Here is a 23,308-nt window from a genome sequence, read left to right as displayed (position 1 = left end):
AGGGTGGGCGGTGCGTCAGCCGCCGGGCGGGGGCGGGGCCACCTGGTTCAGCGTCGCCTGCTGCAGCGACCAGCCGGCCGCCGCCGCGACCTGCTCGGGCGTCAGCGTCACCCGCGGGGCCCGAAGCAGGATCGGGTACGGGTCGATCGCCGCGGCGTTGCCCGGGTGGATCTCGAAGTGGAGGTGCGACGGCGTCGTGGCGGCGTTGCCGGTGTTGCCGACCGTGCCCACGACCGTGCCCGCGGTGATCTCCTGGCCCGGGACGAGCGGTGCCCAGTCGCGCAGGTGGGCGTAGTAGTAGCGGTAGCCGCTCCGACCCCGGGTCCAGACCGTCAGGCCGCCGAGGCGGTTGGTGCCGACCTTCTCCACCCAGCCGTCCTCGACGGCGACGACCGGCGTGCCGGCCCGGGCGAAGAGGTCGTTGCCCTGGTGCGAGCGGCTGCAGCCGTCGCGGCAGAAGCCGAAGCTCGAGATGAAGCTCGTCGGACCGGCGACCGGGAAGACGAACCCGGGGATGACGGCGGGCGTGGCGGCCATCTGGCGCTCGGCCTCGGTGGCCGCGGCCTCGGCGGCGACGAGCGCCTGGCGGGCCGTGTCGAGGGCCTGGGTCGACGCCGTCTCCTGCTCGATCGTCGTGCGGAGCCGCTCGCCGACCTGCTCCCGCTGCTCGAGGTAGTCGTCGGCCAGCACGCGGTCGGAGTCGGTCACGACGCCGGGGAGGACGACGCGGTCGGCCTCGGCGGAGAGGTCCCGGCCCGGGCGGAGCCGGAGCTCCGGCTGGCCGGCGGCGACGTACGAGGCGGCGACCCGCCGGGTGAAGCGGTCGCGGACCGCGGCGTAGCGCTCGGCGGCCTCCTTGTGCGCCCCCTCGATCGAGGCCCGGTCGGTCTGCGCGGCGGCGAGGGTGGCCTCGGCCTGGGCGACGGCGGCCTGCGCGGCCACGAGGCGGTTCTGCGTCAGGTCGACCTGCGCCTTGAGCCCGGCGAGCACCGGGTTGGTGATGCCGACGCCGTCCCACGGGCCCTTCGGCGTGATGCCCGTCGTCGGGTCCTCGAACTCCTCGTCCTCGTGCGGGATGCCGCCGTCAGGGGGCAGCGGGACCGACGGGTCGATCGGCGGGACGACGCCCGGGGGCAACGTCGACGTGGTCTCGGTGGGCACCGAGGTGGAGCCCTCGGGTGCGGTCGTCGTCGTCGACGTCGGGTCGACGGTCGTGGTGGTCGAGGAGCCGGCGGGGACGGAGCTCGTGGTCGACGTGGTCGAGGGCTCCTGCGCGGACGACACCGGGCCGAAGGCGACGCCGGCGGCGAGGCACACCACCAGTGCGGCGACGACCCCGAGGCGCTTCATCGGGCCTTCCGCAGCGCGTTGGCCGTGGTCAGGACCGACACGGCGGTGCACACGAGGACCGTCACGAAGAAGACGGCGATCACGACGGACCGCGCCTCGGACGAGGGCGGCAGGAGCGACGTGACGACGGAGCTGTCGGAGGTCGTCGCCCGGCTCATGGCGATCGCGAGTCCGATCGCGGCGACCCCCGCACCGATGACGCCGATGAGCACGCCCTCGATCGCGACCGGGGCGGCGATGTAGCTGCGGCCCGCGCCGAAGGACCGCATCATGTCGATCTCCTTCTGGCGGGAGGCGATCGACGAGCGGATCATCGTGGCCGACAGGACGATCCCGACCACGCCGAGCACGACCGCGAGCCAGGTGCCGAAGCCCGACACCGCACCGGAGAGGTCGCGGACGTCCTGCACGGCGTCGTCGGCGGTGACCACCTGGTAGATGTCGGGGTCCGACGCCAGCGGGCGGGTGATGCGCTGGATGAGGCCGGGATCGGCGTCGTCGGGCGCGACGCGGAACGACGGCGGCAGCAGGTCGGGCGTGACCGCCTCGACCATCGTCGCCTCGTCCGCGTAGAGCCGCTGGTACTCCTCGAACGCCTCCGCCTGCGACACGGCGGTCACGTCGCGGACGCCGTCCGCCTCGCGCAGCTCGTCGCCGACGCGGTCGATGTCGGACGAGGTGGCGCCCGGCTGGAGGTAGACCACGAACTCGACGCCGTCGGCCCAGCGGGCCATCGTCGCGTCGACGCCGGCGCGGGCGATCGCCGCCCCACCTGCGAGCAGGGCGCACAGCGACACGGTGAGCGCGGCCGAGGCGGCGAGCGCGGGCCGGCGCCGGATCCCCCGGAGGGCGTCGCGGAACGCGTAGGCCGCCATCGAGGCGAAGCGCGTCCACGGCCGCTCGCGCAGCGACACCATCGCCGCCTCGCCGGTGAGGAACGAGGTGATGGCGCGGTCGTCGTCGGTGTCGAGCATGACGGCGAGATCGGCGAGGTCCACCGCGACGCCGGCGGCCTGCGCGTCGCCGGCGCTCGCGTCGGACGCCTCGGGGCCGTCGGGGCGGAAGCCCTCGTCGACGACGTCGACCGTCAGCTGTTCGTCGTTGTCAGGCACGCGCGAAAGGTCTCCCAGAACCTGGACCTGCAGGCCCTGCCGAGCCTGGTCCCCGCAGTCATCGGCCGATCCGGCCCGGATCCGTAGCGGAATCTCCAACCCCACCGATCCGCTGATCGGTACGGGCCGCGAGGGTACAGGACGCTCCTCGGCCGCACCCGGCGCGCAGGTGAACTCGAGGTGACCCTCGGGTGAGGCCCGTGCGGCGGGTACGTTCCAGCGGTGGCGACGCAGGAGGACCGGGAGCAGGCGGTGCCGACCGACGGCGACGCCTCGGACCGGGAGCGGCCGATCGGGAGCGACGACGACGGTGCGGGCGCCGCCGACGAGGCACCCCGGCCCAACCTGATCGACCGGGTCACCGACCGCCTCGACGCCGTCCAGCGGCGCACCCCTCCGGTCGCGGTCGGGCTCGCGGTCACCAAGAAGTACGGCGAGGACCGCGGCGGCCAGCTGGCCATGATCCTGACCTACCGCGGCTTCTTCGCCGCCTTCCCGCTGCTGCTCGCCTTCGTCAACGTCGTCGGGCTGCTCGTGCAGGACAACGAGGAGCTGCGGGACGAGCTGATCGGCTCGACGCTCGGCGACGTCCCGATCATCGGCAACGAGGTGCTGAAGGCCGACGTCGGCGGCAGCCTCGTGGTGGTGATCGGCTCGGTGCTGGTCTCGCTGTGGGCAGGGCTCGGCCTGCTCGAGACGTTGCAGGAGCTGCTCAACACCGTCTGGGGTGTGCCGGTGTACGACCGCCCCAACTGGTTCGTGCGGCGGGGCCGGTCGGTGCCGGCCGCCCTGCTGCTCGGCGGCTGCTTGGTGCTGTCCGGATCGCGGGCGTGGTTCGACCTGCCGACGTTCCTGGGCGCGGTCGTCGAGGTGCTGCTCCCCGTGCTCGCGGGCGGCCTCTGCTACCTCGGGCTGCACTGGCTGCTGTGCTCGCGGAAGGTGCCGATCTGGTGGCAGCTGCCCGGCGCCCTGTTCGTCGGCCTCTCGTGGTACGTCCTGCTGTCGCTGGCGGAGTGGTACGTCGACCGCTTCGTCGTGCAGAGCTCCGACACCTACGGCGTGTTCGTCGTCGTGTTCGGCCTGCTGTCGTGGGCGTACCTGCTGGGCACGCTGTACCTCTACGCGAACGAGCTCAGCTCCGTGCTGTACGAGCGCCGTTGGCCGCGCAGCCTGACGGGCCGGCACCTCACCGACGCCGACCGCGAGGCGTTCGCGAGCGTGTCGGAGCGCGAGGTCCGGGTGCGGGGGACCGACATCTCGATCGACGTGCCGCGGGAGCCGGCCCCTCCGCCGACGGACGAGCCGGAGCCCGCAGCTGACGCCGGACCGCCCGACGCCGCGGCTGCCCGCGACCGGACCTAGAAGACCCGGACCCGACGTCCGACGTAGCGCTGGGACGGCACGAAGGCGAGCACCGGCAGGAAGACGAACGGCAGCACGAGCAGGCCGATCGTGAACGGGACGCCGTGGCCGAACAGCTTGGCCAGGTCGTGGAGCAGCAGGATCACGAACACGAGCCCGATGCACGGGACGATCGTGACCACCCCGAACCACCAGGCCCGTCCCGACAGCACCCCGATCGAGACGAAGTTGAGGACCGGCACGATCCCGGTCCAGCCCTGCTGGCCCATCTTGGTGAACACGCGCCAGAGCGACACGGCGATCACGACTGCCAGCGCCACCGCGATCGCGGTCTCGACCGGTCCGCCGAAGATGCTCGTGCTCTGGTCGAACTCGACCGTCACCTGGGCGGGGATCGGCACCTGGGCGGGGATCGGCACCTGGGCGGGGATCGGCACCTGGGCGGGGATCGGCACCTGGGCGGGGATCGGCACCTGGGCGGGGATGGGCACCTGCGCCAGCATCGGCCAGGACGCTACCCGGGCTGGTTCCGCTCCGGCTCGATGCGCTCGATCGTCGGCTGCTGGTCCGGACCCGTACCGGCCAGGCCCGACTCCTCGCCCATCTCGAGGCCCATCGACGCCATGTCGGCCAGCACCTCGTCCTCGCCCTCGGGCAGCAGGAACGGCACGTTGACCACGACCGTGTCCTTGCGGAACTTCAGGGCCAGCTTGAGCGCCAGCGCCGACTGGTTGTGGAAGACGCCCTGCCACCAGTGGGGCAGCACGAACTCGGGGATCACCACGGTGAGGTAGTCGTGGTCCCATCGGGCGTCGAGCTCGTCCAGGTAGTCCACGACGGTGTGGGTGAGGTCGCGGAACGGCGATTCGATGATCTCGAGCGGGATCGCCAGGCCGAAGCGGCCCCAGGCGTCGCGGACCCGGGCGGCCTCCTCCTCGTCGATCGCGACCGTGACCGCGACCACGTCCTCGGACCCGACCGATCGCGCATAGCGGATGGCGGCGAGCGACGACTGGTTCACGCCACCGACGAGCACGACCACGCCGTGGCGCGGCACGGTCTCGGGCGCCCGGAAGTCGGCGGGCACGCGGAGGCTGCGGGCGACGTGGTTGTAGTGGCTGCGGACGCCCCGGAACGCCACGACGATGCACGGGATGAGGACCACGATGATCCAGGCGCCGATCGTGAACTTCGAGATGATCACGACCGCGGCCACGATGAACGTGGCGATCGCCCCGAGGGTCGAGTTGACCATCGAGAGCTTCCAGCCCTTCTGGCGCTCCTTGAAGTGGTGGCGCACCATGCCGGTCTGCGAGATCGTGAAGCTCGTGAACACGCCCACGGCGTAGAGCGGGATCAGCAGGGTGACGTTGCCGTTGAAGACGATCAGCAGGACGGCGGCCGCGCCGGCGAGGATCAGGATCCCGTTCGAGAACACCAGCCGGTCGCCGCGGTTGGCGAACTGCCGCGGCAGGTAGCCGTCCTTGCCGATGATCGCCGCGAGCCGCGGGAAGTCGGCGAAGGCGGTGTTGGCCGCCAGGATCAGGATCGCCATCGTCGCGATCTGCAGCACGTAGAAGAGCGGGTTGGTGTCGCCGAACACCCGCTCGCCCATGATCGCCAGCGCGGAGCGGGACTCGTCGGGGACGACCTGCATCCACGAGGCGATGATGCTGATCATGAAGAACGTGGAGCCGAGGATCACCGCCATCCACCCGAGCGTCGCCGCGGCGTTCTTGGAGGTCGGCTTGCGGAAGGCCGGGATGCCGTTCGAGATGGCCTCGACGCCCGACAGCGCGACGGCGCCCGACGCGAAGGCCCTCGCGAAGATGTAGAGCGACACGCCGCCGATGAACGGCCCGTGCTCCTCCTGGATCAGCTTGATCGATGTGGCCGCCTCGGCCGTCGTCGGGTCGAAGACGTGCAGGTTGCCCCGGAAGTGCTGCACCCCCGCCCAGCCGATGAAGAGCAGCAGCATCCCGATGTACAGGTAGGTCGGGACCGAGAAGACCTTCCCCGACTCCTTGACGCCGCGGAGGTTGCCGACCGTGAGGATGATCAGGAACAGCAGGCAGAGCTCGACCCTGAACCGCTCGAGCGACGGGATGAAGGAGTAGAGCGCGAGCACGCCGGCGGCGATCGACACGGCGACGGTCAGGACGTAGTCGACGAGCAGCGACGCGCCGGCGACGAGCGACGGGGTCTCGCCGAGGTTCTCGCGGGCCACCACGTAGGCGCCGCCGCCGTCGGGGTAGGCGTGGATCGTCTCGCGGTACGAGTTGGCCACCAGCGCCAGCAGGATGACGACCAGCACCGCGATCGGCTTCAGGAGGTTCGTGGTCGGCTCGCCGTTGGCCTGGACCATGCCGGCCGCACCGACGAGCACGATCAGGATCTCGCCCGTGGCGTACGCCGTGGAGGAGATGGCGTCGGACGAGAAGACCGCCAGGCCGATCGTCTTCGAGATCCGCTGGTGGTCCGCCTCGTCGCTGGCGAGGGGCCGGCCGATCAGGACCCGTTTGAGGGTGGATGCCATCTGCGGTGCTCGCTCCGGTGCGTGTTCGGCGCCCCGGCCCAGGGGCGCTCGTTGACGTGACGGCCGGTGACCCTAAGACGGGCGCTGCCGGAGGGGAAGCCCGACGTTAAGAAATCTTCATGCCACCGGTCACGCCGCGCTCAGCCGGGGAACGCGGCGCGGGCGGCGGCGATCGACGCCTCGGCGTCCGCCCGACCCGTCCAGTCGCCGATCTCGGATCCCTTCCCGGGCTCGAGATCCTTGTAGACGGTGAAGAAGTGGTGGATCTCGTTGAGCAGGAACGGGTCGACGTCGCCCACGTCCTGGACCTTCTGCCACCGGGGATCGCCGGCGGGCACGCAGAGCACCTTGAGGTCGCGACCGGCCTCGTCGGTCATCTCGAGCTGCGCGACCGGACGGGCGCGGACGTGGCAGCCGGGGAACGTCGGGTCCTCGAGCAGCACCAGCGCGTCGAGCGGGTCGCCGTCCTCGGCGAGCGTCGCGGGGAAGAAGCCGTACTCGGCGGGGTAGACGGTCGCAGCGAAGAGGTGCCGGTCGAGCCACACCTCATGGCTGTCGTGGTCGATCTCGTACTTGTTGCGGGACCCCTGCGGGATCTCCACCACGACCTCGTACCACTCCTCGCTCGGGATCGTCGCCACGCAGTCCTGCCTTGTCGTCGGGGGTCGTGCTGTCGGTCGCGCCGTCCGCTCGCGCCGTCCGATGTGCCGGAGCGGCGTTCGGGCGGTCGGCGTCGCCCGGTCCGCGGCCTCAGCCGTCGAGCCCGCGCATCCCCGACCATGCCAGCCGCGACAGCTGGGAGGCCAGCGTGTCGACGTCGGGCACCCGGTCGTGGGCCAGCCAGTGTCGCGAGGCCGTCTCGGTCATGCCGACGATGCCGTGCGCGAGCAGGTCCCGGTGGGCCGCCGGCTGGCCCTCGACGACGATGAGCTCGGCGATCGAGTCGGCGATCGACTCCTCGACCGCGCGGGCGAACGACGCGAACTCGGGATCGCGGCGGGCGCCGGCGCCGAAGAGCACGCGGAAGCTGTCGGTCTGCTGGTCGACGAACCGGAAGTAGGCCCGCATGCCCTGCTCGACCTGCTGGCGCGGGCCGGCGGCGTCGGCGGTGGCCTTCGCGATCGTGTCGCGCAGCTCGTTGCCGATCGACGTGAGCAGCTCGACGAACAGCTCCCGCTTGGAGCTGAAGTGCTGGTAGAGGACCGGCTTCGTGACCCCGGCGGCCTCGGCGACGTCGTTCATGGACGCGGCGTGGTAGCCGTGCTCGGCGAACACGTGGACCGCGGTCTCGAGCAGCTGCGTGCGCCGCTGGGCGGCGGGCATCCTCACGGCTGCACCCGTGCGCTCGCGTGGAGCGGGCTCGGAGGGGACGTCAGCTGGACCCGTGCCATGGCGGGCAGGTTACCCGACGGTAACAACAGCGAGGTGACGACGACCGGCCCCGGGGCCCGGCGGGGTGCTCAGAGCCCCGGGGTAGCCTGCGCCCGTGCTCGACCTCCCCCGGATCCGGTGCGCGCCGTTCCACGAGTCGCAGGGAGCGGACCCGATCGGATCGGCCGGCTCGTACGACGGCTTCCTCGTGGTCGACGTGCTGCTCCCGTGGGAGCGGGAGGTGACGGGCCAGGAGCCGCTCGCCTCGGTCGCGGGCGGACCGACCGGTGCCGTGGAGGCCGGCGACGGCATGCGCTGGCGACCGCTGGCGCGGGTGCCGCTGGCCGCCGACGCATCGGCCGGTCGCCGACGGGTCACCGAGCATCGGGCCCGCCGGGTCGAGGTGGACGGCCGGGTGCTGCGCGGCCCCTACGAGCGGCGGGACTGGGTCGTGGACGAGGCCGACGTGGTCGCCGTCGGCCGTGCCGTCCTGGGCCTCGACCCCGTCGACGGCGCCGAGCCGTTCGACCCCGGCGCCACCGACGGCGCGATCGACGGCGCGACCGACGTCCCGGCGGCCGAGGTGCTGGTGTGCACCCACGGTCGCCGCGACCAGTGCTGCGGCAGCCTGGGCACCTCCATGTACGAGGACCTGGTCCACGTGCTCGCCGAGTCCGGCGCCCAGGTCCGCCACCAGCGCATCTCGCACACCGGCGGCCACCGGTTCGCACCGACCGCGATCACGTTCCCCGACGGCTACGCCTGGGGGCACCTCGACGCGGCGCGCACCGACCTGCTGGTGCGGCGCGCCGAGCCGCCCTCGCTCCTCGCTGCGCACTGCCGGGGCACCGCGCTGTTCGCCGGCGGTCCGGCGCAGGCGGCCGACCGGGCCGGACTGGTCGAGCTCGGGTGGGACTGGGCCGACGCTGCGCGGGGGGTCGAGGTGGTCGCCTTCGACCGCACGACCATGGCCACCACCGTCCGGGCGACGGCGCTGCTGCCCGACGGCTCCCTGCGGGCGTTCGACTCGGTCGTCGTCCCCGACCGCCACATCCCGTCGCCGACGTGCGGGATCGTCGACGGCCCGGAGTACGGGGTCGACACGGTGTGGCGGGTCGATCGCACCGTCGAGGTCGAGCCGGTGGCGGCGTCGCCGGTCCCGTAGCCCGTCGGTCCCGTCGCCCGTCGGTCCCGTCGCGCGGGCCGGTCGTCGGCTCAGTGGCCCGAACTCTCGCCGCGCTCCTCCTTCTCCGCCGCCTTCGCCGCGTAGCCGAAGATCACGGCGGGGACGAAGAGGACCGAGCCCACCGCCATCAGCCCGACGATCACGACGACGGTCCAGGCGGGGAACTGCGCGATGAAGGCCACGACGAACACGACCACCGCGAGGCCGAAGCACAGGTAGGCGACCCGTTGGCCCAGGTCGGACCATCGCAGCACGGCCGCTCGCCGCGCGAGCACGGGGTCGACGGGCTGGTCCCTGGGGGCCGGCTGGGCGCTCACCCGCCCAGATTGCCGTATGGAGCCGCCGACGGGGCTTCGACGAGAGGATGTGAAACAGCACGAGAGCGCATCTAAAGTGTCGACCGTCAGCGATGACGGCCGGGTGTGGCCGGGGGAGGGCGATCCGATGGCGACCGGGGACCGGCTGCTGGTGGAGCACTGCGGAGACGGACGCGTGGTCGATCCCTCGACGACGCTCACCTTCGGGCGAGCCGCCGACCTGGTCGTGGACGCCAACCCGTACCTGCACCGGGTGGTGGGCCGGTTCCGCCACGACGGCCGGTCGTGGTGGGTCGACAACCTCGGCCGCTCCGTGACGCTGACGCTGCTGGCGTCGTCGGACCTCAGCTCGTCGACCGTGGGTCCGGGCGCGTCGGCGCCGATCCTGCAGGTCGAGTCCGTCGTGGCGTTCACGGCCGGTCCGGCCGACTACGAGGTGGCCGTCATCAGGGAGCGGGCGGAGCGGCTCGCCGACCTGGGTGCCGGCACCGACGGGCCGCTGGTCACGCTCGAGTGGGGCCACCCCGAGCTCAACTCCGACCAGTGGGAGCTGCTGGCGATCCTCTGCGAGCACCGGCTCGAACGGCCGGCCGACCAGTGGGCGCCGATCCCGTCGAACCGGGCGTGCGCGTCGCGGCTCGGCTGGACGATGGCCAAGTTCAACCGGAAGCTCGACCACCTGTGCGAGAAGCTCGAGCGCGCCGGGGTGAGGGGGCTGCGGGGCGACCTCGGCCTGAGCGCGGTGGACCGGCGCCGGCTGCTCGTCGAGCACGCCGTCCGCAGCGGCCTGCTGGACCGGCGCCCGGTGGGCGAGCTCGGGCCGGTGGGCGAGATCAGCGCGCCAGCTGCACCGCGACCACGTCGTCGGGTGTGACGAGCCAGCCGCGGCCCGGGGCCGCCGGCAGCTCGTCGTGGCGGGGGAGCGCCGTGTGCAGCAGCGCCGGGTGGAGGTCGGGGTCGGGTCGGAGCAGGACGCCGGTGCGACCGGAGCGCAGCCGCCGGAGGGCGTCGGACCAGCAGCGGCCGGCGGCGTCGGCCTCGGCCGAGGCCAGCACCCGGACGCCGGACGACGACGGCAGCAGGAGCAGGCGCTGCAGCAGCTCGTCGGCGGCCTGGCCGCCGGGGCCCTCGAGCAGCTCGGGGAGGTCGTCGACGACGACCACGACGGCCCCGGCCGGGCCGCCGACGGCACCGGCCGCCGCGCCGTCGACAAGGGCGCGCAGCACGTCGACCGCACCGTCGGGTCGCCGGCCGTCGATCGCCACGACGGTGGCGCCGGTGGCGTCGTGGGCGCACGACGCCAGGAGTCGCAGCGCGGTGGTCCGCCCGGACCGGGGCGGGCCGACCACCAGCGCGCCGCCGCGGTCGAGGTCGAGGTGCGCCGGCCCGAGGTCGTCGGCGCGAACGCCGACCGTCAGGCGCCACCCGGCCGACGGCGGGAGCGCGGTCGAGTCGACCTGCGCCGGCAGCCGACCGACGGACCCGGGCTGCCCGCGTTCCTTCCGGGACGGCGACGGTGGGAGCGCGAGCTGGACCAGCTCGCCGTCGAGGACGCCCCGCCCCGGGGGGAGCGCCGGGTCGGCGAGGACCGCGGCGAGCCCCGTGGCCACGTCCGCCCCGAGCACGACCGCGTCCTCGGGCGACGGGCAGCGCAGGACGAGCCGACGGTCGAGCGCCGCGAGCAGCGTCGGCGGGACCTCGGCGGGACGACCGGCCGACACGACGACGTGCACGCCGGCCGCCGGGCCCTCGGTCGCGATCGCGGCGATCAGGTCGGCGGCCTCGCCGCGGTTCACGCGCTCGTGGCGGTCGACGAGCGCGCCGGCGCCGTCGACCAGCAGCAGCAGCCGCGCCTGCGACGCAGGGTCCTCGGCGCGGCACCTCGCCAGCAGCCCACGGAGGAGGCGGAGCACGCGCTCGGCGTCGCCGACGGCGACCACGTCGGCGACCGCGCCCCCTGGGCCGACCAGCCCCTCGGCCGGACCGAGGTCGCGCCCGCCGTCGAGCGCCTGCACGACCGTGGCGCAACGCCCGTCGGCGATCGCCGCGGCCGCGATCGTGCGCAGCGCGCATGACCGCCCCGACCTGGGCGCGCCGAGGACGAGCAGACCGCCCCGTCCGTCGAGGTCCAGCTCGAGCGGCGCGAGCCGCTGCTCCACGGGCCGGTCGACGAGCCCGACCACGAGACCGCCCGGGCGTCCCGCGCCGGGCAGGCCGCCCGGGTCGACCCGGTCGGGCAGCGGGGCGACCCACGGCCGCCTCGGCGCGGGCGACCCGTCGAGCCGGGCCGCCCGGCGGCAGACGTCGACGACCGCGTCGAGCACCGTCCGGGCGGCATCGACCGGCGCCGCGGTCGCAGAACCGTCCACGGACTGCGACCCGTCGTCCGGAGCGAGGTCGCGGCAGCGCACGCGCTCGGGCCGGTCGACCGCCGCAGCGGTCGTGGCGACCTGGACGGTGGTGAGCCGCCCGGGGCCCAGTCGCAGCACGGCCCGCCCGGGCCGGTCGGCCGGCAGGTGGGCGGCGTCGTCGACGTCGAGCACGTCGTGGCTGTCCTCGCGGTCGGCGACCCGGAGCGACAGTCGCAGCGAGAGGTTCGCCCTGATGGCGTCGGTGACCACGCCCGTCGGTCGCTGGGTGGCGAGCAGGAGGTGCACGCCCAGGCTCCGACCCCGTTGCGCCACGTCGAGCAGGCCGTCGAGCAGCGTCGGCAGCTCCGTCGCGAGGGTGGCGAACTCGTCGACGACGACCACGAGCGCCGGCGCGGCGTGGGCCGGCGCCACCTCGGTCATGTCGGTCGCCCCCGCCGTGGCGACGAGCCGTTCGCGACGCCGCACCTCAGCCCGCAGCGACGTGAGGGCCCGGGCCGCCTCGGCGGGGCCCAGGTCGGTGACGACGCCGACCACGTGGGGGAGCTCGGCGAGCGGTCGGAAGGCCGCGCCGCCCTTGTAGTCGACGAGCAGGAACGTCAACCGGTCGGGCGGGTGGTGCAGCGCCATCGAGGCCACGAGCGTCCGGAGCAGCTCGCTCTTGCCCGACCCGGTCGTGCCCGCCACCAGGCCGTGCGGGCCGTCCGCCACGAGGTCGAGGTGCAGGATCCCGCCGCGGGCCACGCCGACCGGCGCCCGGAGCCCGCACCCGGACGACCGGCTGCGCGCCCAGCCGACCGCCACGGCGGCAGGTCGCTCGATCAGCGACGCGTCCGCCAGGGCGTCCTGCAGCGAGGCGGCGTCGGGGACCGAGTCCTCCTCGCCGGGCGGCCGGAGGCAGGTCAGCGCCCGCGCCGCCGGCTCGCACGCCTCGACCGAGAGGCCCTCGGCCAGGAGGTCGGTCGGCGGGCCGTCGGCACGGCGGACCCGGGCCCGACCGTCGCGGCCCACCTCGACGACCGTGCCGATGCCGTCGGGGAGCGCGGCGGCCGAGTCGGCCACCCACACCGTCCCCACCGTGCCCGTGCCCGCGCTGGCATCTGCGGTCGACGCCCCGCCGGCGCGATCGACGACCCGGACCACGAGCCGTCCGCCGTCGCCGGCCCCGTCGCCCGCCACGTCCGCTCCACTCACGACGACGCGGTGGGGCAGCCACCACAGCCACCGCCACTCCGGGGCCCGCTCCGGACCGGCGTCGAGCACGAGCGAGAGGTGGTCGGGACCGAGCGTGCACGCGAGCTGCAGCACGACGGACCGGGCGAGCGCGGCCGGGTCGCCATCGGCCCCGACCACCGCGAGGCCGCCCTCGTCGAGGTCGACCCAGGCCGGCCGCCGCACCGTCGCCAGACGCGCCGCTGCGGCCTCGAGCTCGTCGCGCAGGTCGGGTCGACCGCCGCTCGGCACCGCGACCGGATCGGCCGCCGGCGCGTCCTCGGTGCCGATGCGCACCCGCCCGGGCGACGGGCGTCCCGGCCAGCGCTCCCACACGCGATCCCGCTCGCCGGTGGCCCACGACGCCGCGTCGTCGCCCGACGGCAGCGCCCGCTCGGCGCGCGCCACCTCGGCCCGGCGCAGTTCGAGCGCGGCCGCCTCGGCCCGTCGCAGCTCGTCGCGGAAGCGCTGTTCGCGGAACCGGCGGTCGCGCCGGTGCTCGCGGCGCACCTCGATGCCCGACGCCACGACGAAGGCGACGCTGAACAGCACGAACCCCGCCACGGCGAGGCTGCCCGTCGCGAGCCACATCGCCGCGCCCATGAGGAGCGGGACCGCAGCGGAGAGGAACGGGAACCCCGGGGTGCGGTCGTCGCCGGGTGGCGTGGGCAGCGTGACCGTCGTCGGCTCGTGGGCCTCGACCACGGCGGGCACACGCCCGTGCCGTCGCCACGGGCCCCGGCCGGCCGGTGGGCGCAGCGGGCCGTCGACGCGCACCTCGAAGACCGCGTCGCCGACGCGCAGGAGCGAACCGTGCCCGGCCCGGGCTCCGCCGGGCACCGGGGCGCCGTCCACCTCGACGCGGTCGAGCGACCCCGACCGCTGGACGCGCACGTCGTCGCCGATCCGCACCCTCGCGGCGCCGAGCGTCGTGGTGCCGTACGGCAGGCGGACCGACTCGGGATCGCCGTCGCGCTCCGGCGCGACACGGGTCAGCGTCACCGGGGACCACCACGGCGGCCGACGGGGGCCCGGACCGTCGTCGGCCAGCCGGACCGTCGACCCGGACCGGGGTGCGCCCTCGGCTGCGGGCGCGCCGGGGTCGGCGCGCGGGCCGGTCCCGGTCCGCAGCGTGGGGGCGCCCGAGGGCGGGGCGATCCCGCAGTGGACGGCGAGGGCGCGTGCGAGCTCGCCGACGGGGGTGTCGTCGGCGAGCTCGACCCGCACGTCGTGGGCCGCGCCGTCGGGGTCGTCGGGGACGACCCGGTACCGCAGCTCCACGGGCTAGGAGCCGGATGCCTGGCGCTGCTGCGCCACGTTGGTGGCGACGGCCTGGGCGGCGGCCTCGAGCGCCGCGGCGACGCGTGCGAGCTGCGCCTTGTGGCCGCCGTCCCACTCGCCGCGGAACTTGGTGGCGTCCGCGCCTTCCCACCACGCGGCCTTGAGCAGCCCGTCGAGCTTCTTGGTCAGCGACGTGATCGCCCCGGCGTCGGCCTGCAACTGCTTCTGCAGCGCCGACATCGCCTCCGGGTCCAGTCCGAGCTTCGCCATCTGGGTGCACCTCCCGTGCGTCGTCCGCCGGGCGATCCGGGGACCTCAGGAGGGAACCGCAGGGCCGGTCGGCGTGTCACCGGGGACCGGTCCCCCTTGACGGCGCACGAGGAGAGGGAGGGGTGGGAGAGAGGGGAGGGCGTCAGCGACCGCGCCAGACCGGCGGGCGCTTCTCCACGAACGCGGCGATGCCCTCGGCCGCGTCCTCGAGCTCGGTCGTCACGGTCAGCATCGGGTGGAGCAGGCGCAGCGCGTCGGCCGCCGACTGGTCCCACACCGCGTAGAAGCTGTCGCGGCCCAGCTTCATCACCGACGGCGACTTGGCGGCGAGCGTGGCCGCGAGCTCGTGGACCGCGGCGTCGAGGCCCTCCACCGGCACCAGCCGGCTGAGCAGGCCCAGGCGGTCGGCCTCGGCGGCGTCGATGCGCCGTCCGGTCATCATCAGCTCGAGCGCCTTCTTGGGCGGCATCGACCGGCACAGCGGCACGGTGATCATGTACGGCCACAGCCCGACGTCGATCTCGGGCGTGCCGAAGGTCGCGTCGTCGGCGGCGACCACCAGGTCGCAGCTCAGCGCGAGGCCGAACCCACCGGCCAGGCAGTAGCCGCGCACGCGTGCGATCGTCGGCTTGCCGAGCGACCACAGGTCGTCGAAGAGGCGCGCCAGCTCGCCGCGGGCGTCGTGCACGTCGGCGTAGCCGGCGTCGGCGCGCATGCCGGTGAGGTCCGCCCCGGCGCAGAACGCGCGGTCGCCGGAGCCGGTGAGGACGAGCACCCGCACGTCGGGGTCGGTGCGGGCGGCGGCGACGTGGCTGCGGAGTCCCTCGATGACGTCCCAGCTGAGCGCGTTGCGGCGCTCGGGCCGGTTGATGGTCAGCGTGGCGATCCCGTCGACCACCTCGTAGAGCAGCTCACCCGCCTCGTGGGAGGGGGAGAGGGCCGCGCCGGAGGGGTCGCTCGCCGGTTGGGCTGGTGATCCCGACATCGTGCTCACGCTAGTTTCCGACGGTGGCACTGCTCCCCACCCTGCTGGCGATCGGCATCGGCGTGGGCCTCGGGCTGTACTGGGGCGGCCGCATCTCGAACCTCCTCGCGTGGGTCCCCCCGCTGTGGGAGGCGCTGGTCGCCGGCGTCGTGCTGAACGTCCTGCTCGACGTGCTGCCGTGGTCCGGGGCGATCATGACGTTCCTGTCGATCCTCGCGACGGGTGCGCTGCTGGCCTTCGCCGTGGTCAACGTCCGCATCGGCGGGATGGTCCTCGTGGTCGTGGGCCTCGGTCTCAACCTCTTCGTCACGGTCATCAACTGGGGCATGCCGGTCAGCACGTCCGCGCTGGCGTCGGCCGGCATCGTCAGCGAGGCGCAGGTCGACGAGCTGGTGCTCACCGGCGGCCGCGAGGCGGCGAGCGGTGCGCTGTTCGGCTTCCTCGGCGACGTGATCCCGCTGCCGTGGGGCCAGGTCATCTCGATCGGCGACGTGCTCGTCCTGATCGGGCTCGCGCTGGTCGTGGCCAGCATCCTCCGGCGCTACGAGGTCGGTCGGCCGAGCGGCACGAACCGCCAGGGCCGGGGTGGCTCGGGCGACTACCGCTCGGCGCTCGACGCGCTCGGGAGGGGACCGGCACCGAGGCGGGGCCCCGGCCTCCACCCGTCGCGCATGGGCAGCGGCAGCGGTGGCCGGCGTCGCCGTTGAGCGTCGCGAGGCGAACTAGCTTCGAGGCCCATGGTCGACACCACGGGCTTCCGGATCCTCCTCCTCATCCACGTACTGGCGGCGGTCGTCGCGTTCGGCGGCAACTTCGTCCAGCCGATGCTCGTCCGGGGCGGCGCCGACAACGCCACCCTGGGCAAGGCCAACAAGGTCATCCAGCTCCCGTCGCTGATCATCCTGCTCCTCGCAGGGATCGGCCTGATCCTGACGAGCGACGAGGTGTTCAAGTTCAGCCAGACGTGGGTGTCGATCGCCTTCCTCGTGGTGATCGTCGCCATCGTGTTGCAGTTCCTGGTGGCCCGGGCGTACGAGAACGACAACCGCTCGATCGTCCCCGGCCTCACCGGCGGCCTGCACATCTGCCTGGTGATCGCGCTGTACCTGATGATCTGGAAGCCGGGCTGGCCGTCCTGATCCACCACGGCCGACCGATCACCACGACCCGATGACGATCGTCTCGTACTCGCAGGACGGCGCGGTGGCGCGCCTGCGCATCTCCCGTCCCGAGCGCCGCAACGCGCTGAACCACCAGGCGCTCGACGAGCTGCACGACGGCGTCCGCCGCGCTGCGGCGGCCGAACTGCGCGCCCTCGTCGTCACCGGCGACGACGACCAGTTCTGCGCCGGCGCGGACCTCAAGGAGCTCGAGGACCTCGCGTTCACGCGCGCCCTCCGCGCCGCCCTGGACGACCTCGCCGCGCTGCCGTTCCCGACCGTCGCCGCCATCGCCGGCGCCTGCATGGGGCTGGGCACCCAGATCGCGCTGAGCTGCGACCTGCGCCTGGCCACACCCGACGCACGCTTCGCGGTGCCCGTCGCCAAGCTCGGCCTGATGGTCGACCACTGGACCGTGCAGCGCCTGGCGCTGCTGGCCGGGCACTCGACGGCTCGCTGGATGCTGCTCACGGCGGAACCGGTCACGGCGGCCGAGGCCCACCGGGTCGGGTTGGTGCACCAGCTGGTCGAGCCGGGTGACGGCGGCCCGGGCGCGTCCGTGCTCGCTGCGGCCGACGAGCTGGCCGAGCGCATCTCGCACCTGGCGCCGCTCGCCTTGTCGGGCTCGAAGCTCGGGCTCGACCTGCTCGAGCGGCCCGGGGGAGAGGTCGACGCCGACGGCCGGTACCTCGCCGCGTTCGAGGCGGCCTGGGCGTCCGACGACCTCGTCGAGGGCCGCCGGGCGTTCGGCGAGCGCCGGTCGCCCGCCTTCCGCGGCAGGTGAGCCGGGGCGGCTGAGCGGGCGGCGCGCCGATCGCCGGCCGAGCCGCCCGGGGGAGTTCACCGGGACGAAACGCACGCGGCGCCGCCGGCGTGTTGCATGGGGGCGTGGTCGACCTCGGAGCCGCGGGCTCCTCCGCCGCCGCACCTCCGGATCGCGACGAGGGCGAGCGGGAGCTGCGCGACGACATCCGCCTGCTCGGCACCGTGCTCGGCCGGGTCATCGCCGAGCAGCACGGCGAGGCGACGCTCGACCTCGTCGAGGGGGTGCGCCGGCTGTCGGTGCAGGTGGCGCGGGAGCCCGGCACCCGTCCCGACCTCGTGGCGCTGCTCGGCGGGTGCGACGTGGCCACCGCGCTCATCGTGATCCGGGCCTTCAGCCAGTTCTCGCTGCTCGCCAACATCGCGGAGGACGTCGACGCGAGCCGTCGGCGCCGCGAGGCGGCGCGCTCGCCGACGCCGCCGCCCGCGAGCCTGGCGGGCGCGGTCGAGCACCTGGCGGCCAGCGGGCTCGACCCGTCGTCGATCCGGTCGCTGGTCGAGCGGCTGCAGGTGTCGCCGGTCCTGACGGCGCACCCGACCGAGGTGCGGCGCAAGACCGTGCTCGAGGTCCAGCGCGACGTGGACGCCTCGCTGCGCGTCCGGCCGCTCCTCGACCTCGACGTCGGCGTCGTCGACCGGGAGGAGTGGGAGGCGGAGCTGCACCGCCAGGTCCTGCTCCTGTGGCAGACCGCGCTCCTGCGGCTCACGAAGCTGCGCGTCCGGGACGAGATCAACGAGTCGCTCCGCTACTACGACCTGTCGCTGTTCCACGAGGTGCCCGGCGTGCACCGCCGGCTCGAGGATCGCCTCGTGGCGCGCTGGCCCGAGGCGATGGCGGGCATCGAGGTCGACGCCGTCCGGATGGGGTCGTGGATCGGCGGCGACCGCGACGGCAACCCGTTCGTCACGGCGGATCTGTTCTCGTACGCGGTCGAGCGCCAGGTGTCGACGGTGCTCGAGCACCACCTCCGGCAGCTCGAGCGCCTGGGCCTGGAGCTGTCGATGTCGACCCGGCTCGTGACGCCGAGCCCGATGCTGCTCGACCTGGCGGACGCCTCGATGGACGACTCGCCGTTCCGCCAGGACGAGCCGTACCGGCGGGCGCTGCGCGGGATGTACGCCCGACTCGCCGCGACGGCCACCTCGCTGCTCGGCCGGGTGCCGTGGACCGCACCGCACGCCGACCTGCCGCCCTACGTCCGACCCGCCGAGCTGCTCTCCGACCTCGACGTCGTGGACGCGTCGCTGCGGGGCCACGGCGCCGGTGCCCTGGCCGACGCCCGGCTGCGCCGCGTCCGTGGCGGGGTGGCCGCCTTCGGCTTCCACCTCTGCGCCCTCGACCTCCGCCAGAACGCCAGCGTCCACGAGCAGGTCGTCGCCGAGCTGCTCCTCGTCGGCGGTGCGTGCGACGACTACGCCGCGCTCGACGAGGTGGACCGGATCGACCTGCTGCGGGGCGAGCTCCGGACCGCACGGCCGCTGGTCGGACCGCACCGACCGCTGTCGGAGCTCGCCGCCGGCGAGCTGGCGATCCTCCGGGCCGCGGCCGACGCCGTCCGCAGCGTCGGTCCCGAGGTGCTGCCGCACTACGTCATCTCGGGCTGCGGGTCCGTGAGCGACGTGCTCGAGGTGGCGGTCCTCCTGCGGGAGGTCGGCCTGGCCGGGCCCGACCGCCTCGACCTCGACATCGTGCCGCTGTTCGAGACGATCGACGACCTGGCCCGCTCGGGGGCGACGATGACGGCGGTGCTCGGCGACGACCGCTACCGCGCGTGGGTCCAGGGCCGCGGCGGCACCCAGGAGGTCATGCTCGGGTACTCGGACTCGAACAAGGACGGCGGGTACCTCGCCTCGAACTGGAGCCTCTACCGGGCCGGGGTCGACCTCGTCCGGGTCGCCCGGGCCGCCGGGGTGCGGCTCCGGCTGTTCCACGGCCGGGGCGGGACCGTGGGTCGAGGAGGCGGCCCGAGCTACGACGCCGTGCTGGCGCAGCCGCCGGGCAGCGTCGACGGCGCGATCCGGATCACCGAGCAGGGCGAGATCATCGCGGCCCGCTACTCGGACCCGCAGATGGCCGGCGAGCACCTGGAGTCGCTCGTGGCCGCGACGCTCGAGGCGAGCGCCCTCGACCTCGAGGGGCTGGCCGACGACGCCCCGTCCGCGTACGCCGACCTGGACGAGCTGTCGGCCCTGGCCCGGGCGGCGTACCGCGACCTGGTGTTCGGCACGGAGGGCTTCGTCGGCTGGTTCCGGGCGGTCACGCCGCTCGTCGAGATCGCGGACCTCAACATCGGGAGCCGACCTGCGTCCCGGAAGGCGTCGGACCGGATCGAGGACCTCCGGGCCATCCCGTGGGTGTTCAGCTGGAGCCAGTGCCGGCTGAACCTGCCCGGCTGGTACGGCGCGGGCAGCGCGCTGGCCGAGTGGATCGGCGACGACCCGGCGCGCCTCGACCGGCTCCGCCGCCTCCACGAGTCGTGGGGCGCCTTCCGCACCGTCGTGTCGAACATGGCCATGGTGCTCGCCAAGTCCGACCTGGGCATCGCTGCGGAGTACATGTCGCTCGACCCCGAGGCCGACCGGGCCGCAGCGCTGTTCGACCGGGTCGCCGCGGAGCACGACCGCGCCGTGCGGGCGGTCCTGTCGATCACCGGGCGCGACGGCCTGCTCGCCGACAACCCCCGCCTGGAGCGCAGCGTCCGCCACCGGTTCCCGTACCTGGAACCGCTGCACCACCTCCAGGTGCAGCTCCTGCGGCGTCGCCGGGCCGGCGACGACGACCCGCTGGTGCAGCGGGGCATCCACCTGACGATCAACGGGATCGCCACCGCCCTGCGCAACTCGGGCTGAGGTCGGATCAGGCGTCGCTGCCGCGTGCGCTGCCCGTCGTGCGGCCGCCGCTCGACGGGTACACGGTGCAGATGACCTTGCGGTCGCTGCGGCCCCACGACTCCTCGGACGGCCACCAGGTCTCGATGTCGAACGACGACGTGGTCCAGGCGCGCCCGACGAAGCCCTCGAACTGGGCGTAGCAGGTCTGCTCCGCCCAGTCCTGGACGACGGTGGTGCCCGGGTAGCCGCCGCCCTTGACGGTGTCGCCTTCGTAGGTGACGACGGCGTAGACCTCGTGCGTGTGCGGGTCCGCGCAGCCGACCAGCCAGACGGCGCGGTCCTCGGCGCCCGGGTCGTCCCGCGGCTGCTCGAAGCACTGGCCGACGTCGAGCTCGCGCAGGCCCACGGCCTCGGCGCCGGCGGGCAGGCCGACCGTCGTCGTGGTGGCGACGGTCGTGGTCGTCGTCGCCCCGGCCTCGGTGGCGTCGTCCGAGCACGAGGCGGTGGCACCGGCGAGGAGCAGGGCGAGCACGGCGACGGCCGTCCGGCGCAGTGCCATCACAGCGAGGGGAGGTACCGGTCCAGGTGCACGTAGCTCGACCAGACGAGGGCGAGGACCAACGGGGTGCCGAGCAGCCACATCGGCCACCGCTTCCACCGCTTCCCGACGAACCACGCGAGCAGGCCGACCGCCAGCGCGGCGAGGGCGAGCAGCGCGGCGGGCAGCAGCGCCGAGTCGTCGCCGGCCATGCCCTCGTCGAGCGCGTTGTCCGATGCCGCGACCGCCTTCTCGACCGCCTTGGACGGCGGCGACGTGGGCGCCGGCGGCGCCGACAGCACGGCGTTGACGATGATGCGCTCCCGGGCGGAGTACTCGGGGTGGCACGCGGTCAACGTGATCCGGTTGTCGCCCTTGTCCTCGAGCACCGACACGTCGGACGGCTTCACGATGTACGGGGCGGCGTCGGAGTCTGGGGCCTTGATCACCTTGTAGAGGAAGCGGCCCTGGGGCGTGGTGATCGTGATCTCGTCGCCCGGCACCAGCTCGTCGATGCGGTTGAACGGCGCGCCGTACGTGGTGCGGTGACCGGCGATGCCGGCGTTGCCGGCCTGACCGGGCAGCGGCGTGCCGGGGTAGTGGCCGGGGCCCTTCTTGAGGTCCGCCTTGGTGACGCCCTGCACGATGACGCGCTCCAGGCCGATCTTCGGGATCTCGATGATGCCGACCGGCTCGCCCTCGGCGGGGGCCGGGGTGGCGGGGGCCGTGGCGGGGTCCTGGTCCTCGAGCGCCTTCGCCAGGGCGTCGGCCAGCTCGCCGGCGTCGTCGGACTCCGACACGTCGGCGGTGTCCTCGACCGAGGTGGCCAGCCGGTCGGTCAGCTCGGACTGGTTGCGGCCCTCCTCGATCGAGGTGCCCCAGAGCTGGAACGCGACGAAGCCCAGGATGAACAGACCGACGATGATGAACGCCCGCCCGACGAACCCCAGGACCTTCGACAGCACGGTCACCCACGGTACCGGCGCTTGGCCCCCGCCCCCGCGCAACCGGTACCGTTGACCGGTCCCCAGAACGGCGCTCCCACGTCGTTCGCGGCCTGCGGGACGCCGTCCCGCACCGGTCGCCCGGAGCCCCTCGTCCGGAACGTCCGTCCCGGAAGCCCGTCCCGGAGCACAGTCCTTGGAGCACGCAGTCCACCTCCGCGACGCCGTCACCCTGCTGGGCCGGTTCCCCGCCCTGGCCGGGGTCGACCTGGACGTGGCGCGGGGCGAGGTCGTGCTGCTGCGGGGGCCCAACGGCGCCGGGAAGACGACGCTCCTGCGCGTCTGCGCCGGCCTGGCCGCCGTGTCCTCCGGGGTCGCCGAGGTGCTGGGGGTGGACCTGGTCCGCCACCGTGCCGGCGTCCGCCGCCGGGTGGGCCTGCTCGGCCACGCGACGTTCCTCTACGAGGACCTCACCGTCACCGAGAACGTCGACTTCTGGGCCCGGGCCGCAGGGGCCGAGGTGGCCGACGGCCGCCGTGCGCTCGATCGCCTCGAGGTGGCGGCGCGCCTGTACGACCTCCCGGTGCACGCACTGTCGGCCGGGCAGCGGCGCCGCGTGTCCTTCGCGGCCATGGTGGCCCGGCGCCCCGAGCTCTGGCTGCTGGACGAGCCCCACGCCGGCCTGGACGCGAGCGGCCGGGACATCGTCGACGGCCTGGTGCGGGAGGCCGCCTCGGTCGGCGCCACCGTGCTGTTCGCCTCCCACGAGCTCGACCGGGCGGGCGACGTCGCCGACCGGACCGTCGAGGTGGTCGGGGGCACGGTCGCCGCTCCGGCCGCCCCGCCGACCGACCGTTCTGTGATGCCAGAGACGTCCACATCGACGCATCTGGCATCACAGAAGGTGGAGAGGTCGACCGGTGCGTGAGGCGCTGCTCGTCATGAGGCGCGGCGGCGCCGGTCATCGGTCACCCACCGGAGCGAGGCCGACCGGTGCGTGAGGCGCTGCTCGTCATGAGGAAGGACCTGCGGCTGGAGTGGCGGTCCAAGGTCGGGATCGGCCAGGTCCTGCCGTTCTCGCTGCTGGTGGTCCTGCTGTTCGCGTTCGCTCTCGACCCCGACCGGGGCGTGCTCGATCGGGTCACATCGGGCCTCTTCTGGGTCGTGGTCCTGTTCTCGTCGGTCCTGACGATCGAGCGGGCGTTCTCGATCGAGGCGTCGGACGGGATCTTCGACGCCCTGCGCCTCTCGGGCATGGCGCCGGCCGCGATCTACGGGGGCAAGGTCGCCGCCCTCACCGTGCAGCTGCTGGCCGTCGAGGCCGTCCTCGCTGTCGCCGTCGCGGTCTTCTACGACACCGCCTTCAGCGGCCCGGTCCTGATCGTCGGCGTGGCGCTCGTCGCCACCCTCGGCATCGCCGGGTCGGGGGCCGTGTACGGGGCGCTGGCCGCCCGTCTGCGCAGCGGATCGACGTTGCTCCCGCTGCTCCTGCTGCCGCTCCTGGCCCCTGTGCTCATCTCCGCGACCCGCGGATTCGAAGTGGCCCTGGGGCGCGAAGCTGGTCCCGGCTGGCCCTGGGTCGCCCTGTTGGGCATCTTTGCAGCGGTCTACCTGACACTTGGAGCGCTTCTCTTCCGCCCGCTCCTGGAGGACGCATGACA

At 74.0% G+C, this 23,308-nt stretch carries 21 protein-coding genes; 9 read left to right on the top strand and 12 right to left on the bottom strand.

Translation table 11 applies throughout. The features are described from left to right. Positions 1 to 15 precede the first annotated feature (15 nt). Together LH044_RS07145 and LH044_RS07140 are read right to left on the bottom strand one after the other, a co-directional pair. The gene (locus tag LH044_RS07145; RefSeq protein WP_227759109.1) at positions 16 to 1,350 is read right to left on the bottom strand and encodes a M23 family metallopeptidase; all 1,335 of its coding nucleotides are present in this window, start codon (positions 1,348 to 1,350) and stop codon (positions 16 to 18) included. After that, positions 1,347 to 2,462 carry a cell division protein FtsX gene (locus tag LH044_RS07140; RefSeq protein WP_227759108.1) on the bottom strand — a complete coding sequence of 372 codons (1,116 nt, stop codon included), beginning with the start codon at positions 2,460 to 2,462 and terminating at the stop codon, positions 1,347 to 1,349. Before LH044_RS07140 ends, LH044_RS07145 begins: the two co-directional genes overlap by 4 nt. Positions 2,463 to 2,684: 222 nt before the next feature. Between LH044_RS07140 and LH044_RS07135 the strand changes: the two genes are divergently transcribed. Then, positions 2,685 to 3,824, top strand: coding sequence for a YihY/virulence factor BrkB family protein (locus tag LH044_RS07135; RefSeq protein WP_227759107.1), 1,140 nt, complete (start codon positions 2,685 to 2,687; stop codon positions 3,822 to 3,824). Here LH044_RS07135 and LH044_RS21895 read toward each other — a convergent pair. From LH044_RS21895 to LH044_RS07115, 4 genes are all read right to left on the bottom strand, one after another. Then, positions 3,821 to 4,327 carry a DUF5684 domain-containing protein gene (locus LH044_RS21895; protein WP_304512048.1) on the bottom strand — a complete coding sequence of 169 codons (507 nt, stop codon included), beginning with the start codon at positions 4,325 to 4,327 and terminating at the stop codon, positions 3,821 to 3,823. The two genes, LH044_RS07135 and LH044_RS21895, sit on opposite strands and share 4 nt — an antisense overlap. Positions 4,328 to 4,338: 11 nt before the next feature. Beyond that, entirely contained in the window at positions 4,339 to 6,360 is a 2,022-nt protein-coding gene (locus LH044_RS07125; protein WP_227759106.1) for an APC family permease, read from the bottom strand. Positions 6,361 to 6,500: 140 nt separating this feature from the next. Next, the gene (locus tag LH044_RS07120; RefSeq protein WP_304512047.1) at positions 6,501 to 7,001 is read right to left on the bottom strand and encodes an inorganic diphosphatase; all 501 of its coding nucleotides are present in this window, start codon (positions 6,999 to 7,001) and stop codon (positions 6,501 to 6,503) included. Between the two features lie 109 nt (positions 7,002 to 7,110). Then, a complete protein-coding gene (locus tag LH044_RS07115) occupies positions 7,111 to 7,683 on the bottom strand; it encodes a TetR/AcrR family transcriptional regulator (protein ID WP_227760078.1) in 573 nt (190 codons plus the stop codon). A 163-nt stretch (positions 7,684 to 7,846) separates the two neighbouring features. Between LH044_RS07115 and LH044_RS07110 the strand changes: the two genes are divergently transcribed. Next, positions 7,847 to 8,896 carry a sucrase ferredoxin gene (locus tag LH044_RS07110; protein WP_227759105.1) on the top strand — a complete coding sequence of 350 codons (1,050 nt, stop codon included), beginning with the start codon at positions 7,847 to 7,849 and terminating at the stop codon, positions 8,894 to 8,896. 50 nt (positions 8,897 to 8,946) lie between these two features. On the opposite strand, the gene LH044_RS07105 is transcribed toward LH044_RS07110, so the two are convergent. After that, a complete protein-coding gene (locus tag LH044_RS07105; RefSeq protein ID WP_227759104.1) occupies positions 8,947 to 9,234 on the bottom strand; it encodes a hypothetical protein in 288 nt (95 codons plus the stop codon). A 49-nt stretch (positions 9,235 to 9,283) separates the two neighbouring features. Here LH044_RS07105 and LH044_RS07100 point away from each other — a divergent pair, with 49 nt between their 5' ends. Next, positions 9,284 to 10,108: a hypothetical protein gene (locus LH044_RS07100; protein ID WP_227759103.1), complete on the top strand. Its 825-nt coding sequence runs from the start codon at positions 9,284 to 9,286 to the stop codon at positions 10,106 to 10,108. Here the strand turns inward: LH044_RS07100 and LH044_RS07095 are convergent. The 3 genes from LH044_RS07095 to LH044_RS07085 all read right to left on the bottom strand — a co-directional run bounded on the left by LH044_RS07095 (position 10,068) and on the right by LH044_RS07085 (position 15,351). Further along, positions 10,068 to 14,096 carry an FtsK/SpoIIIE domain-containing protein gene (locus tag LH044_RS07095; protein ID WP_227759102.1) on the bottom strand — a complete coding sequence of 1,343 codons (4,029 nt, stop codon included), beginning with the start codon at positions 14,094 to 14,096 and terminating at the stop codon, positions 10,068 to 10,070. The two genes, LH044_RS07100 and LH044_RS07095, sit on opposite strands and share 41 nt — an antisense overlap. A gap of 3 nt (positions 14,097 to 14,099) precedes the next feature. Further along, complete coding sequence (locus LH044_RS07090) at positions 14,100 to 14,366, bottom strand: hypothetical protein (protein WP_227759101.1); 267 nt, start codon at positions 14,364 to 14,366, stop codon at positions 14,100 to 14,102. 142 nt (positions 14,367 to 14,508) lie between these two features. Beyond that, positions 14,509 to 15,351, bottom strand: coding sequence for an enoyl-CoA hydratase/isomerase family protein (locus tag LH044_RS07085; protein ID WP_227759100.1), 843 nt, complete (start codon positions 15,349 to 15,351; stop codon positions 14,509 to 14,511). Between the two features lie 23 nt (positions 15,352 to 15,374). Here LH044_RS07085 and LH044_RS07080 point away from each other — a divergent pair, with 23 nt between their 5' ends. From LH044_RS07080 to ppc, 4 genes are all read left to right on the top strand, one after another. Continuing rightward, positions 15,375 to 16,058, top strand: a complete 684-nt coding sequence (locus LH044_RS07080) for a DUF5317 family protein (protein WP_227759099.1) — start codon at positions 15,375 to 15,377, stop codon at positions 16,056 to 16,058. 30 nt (positions 16,059 to 16,088) lie between these two features. Next, entirely contained in the window at positions 16,089 to 16,490 is a 402-nt protein-coding gene (locus tag LH044_RS07075) for a hypothetical protein (RefSeq protein WP_227759098.1), read from the top strand. A 31-nt stretch (positions 16,491 to 16,521) separates the two neighbouring features. After that, complete coding sequence (locus LH044_RS07070) at positions 16,522 to 17,295, top strand: enoyl-CoA hydratase-related protein (protein ID WP_227759097.1); 774 nt, start codon at positions 16,522 to 16,524, stop codon at positions 17,293 to 17,295. Positions 17,296 to 17,399: 104 nt separating this feature from the next. Further along, complete coding sequence (gene ppc, locus LH044_RS07065) at positions 17,400 to 20,183, top strand: phosphoenolpyruvate carboxylase (protein ID WP_227759096.1); 2,784 nt, start codon at positions 17,400 to 17,402, stop codon at positions 20,181 to 20,183. 7 nt (positions 20,184 to 20,190) lie between these two features. Here the strand turns inward: ppc and LH044_RS07060 are convergent, their stop codons facing one another. Both LH044_RS07060 and LH044_RS07055 read right to left on the bottom strand, forming a co-directional pair. After that, a complete protein-coding gene (locus tag LH044_RS07060; protein ID WP_227759095.1) occupies positions 20,191 to 20,724 on the bottom strand; it encodes a septum formation family protein in 534 nt (177 codons plus the stop codon). Further along, positions 20,724 to 21,668, bottom strand: coding sequence for a class E sortase (locus LH044_RS07055; RefSeq protein WP_227759094.1), 945 nt, complete (start codon positions 21,666 to 21,668; stop codon positions 20,724 to 20,726). The genes LH044_RS07060 and LH044_RS07055 overlap by 1 nt, the downstream gene beginning before the upstream one ends. 175 nt (positions 21,669 to 21,843) lie before the next feature. On the opposite strand from LH044_RS07055, the gene ccmA reads away from it, so the two are divergent. Next, on the top strand, positions 21,844 to 22,575 hold the full coding sequence (gene ccmA, locus LH044_RS07050; RefSeq protein ID WP_227759093.1) for a heme ABC exporter ATP-binding protein CcmA: 732 nt from the start codon (positions 21,844 to 21,846) through the stop codon (positions 22,573 to 22,575). Positions 22,576 to 22,661: 86 nt separating this feature from the next. Next, complete coding sequence (locus LH044_RS07045) at positions 22,662 to 23,306, top strand: heme exporter protein CcmB (RefSeq protein WP_227759092.1); 645 nt, start codon at positions 22,662 to 22,664, stop codon at positions 23,304 to 23,306. Positions 23,307 to 23,308: the final 2 nt, after the last annotated feature.

Origin of the sequence: Dermatobacter hominis, from assembly GCF_020715685.1 — a bacterium.
Classification (GTDB): Bacteria; Actinomycetota; Acidimicrobiia; order Acidimicrobiales; family Microtrichaceae; genus Dermatobacter; species Dermatobacter hominis.
The sequence above is the reverse complement of the archived record's forward strand: the minus strand, read 5'-3'. Positions and strand labels throughout refer to the sequence as shown.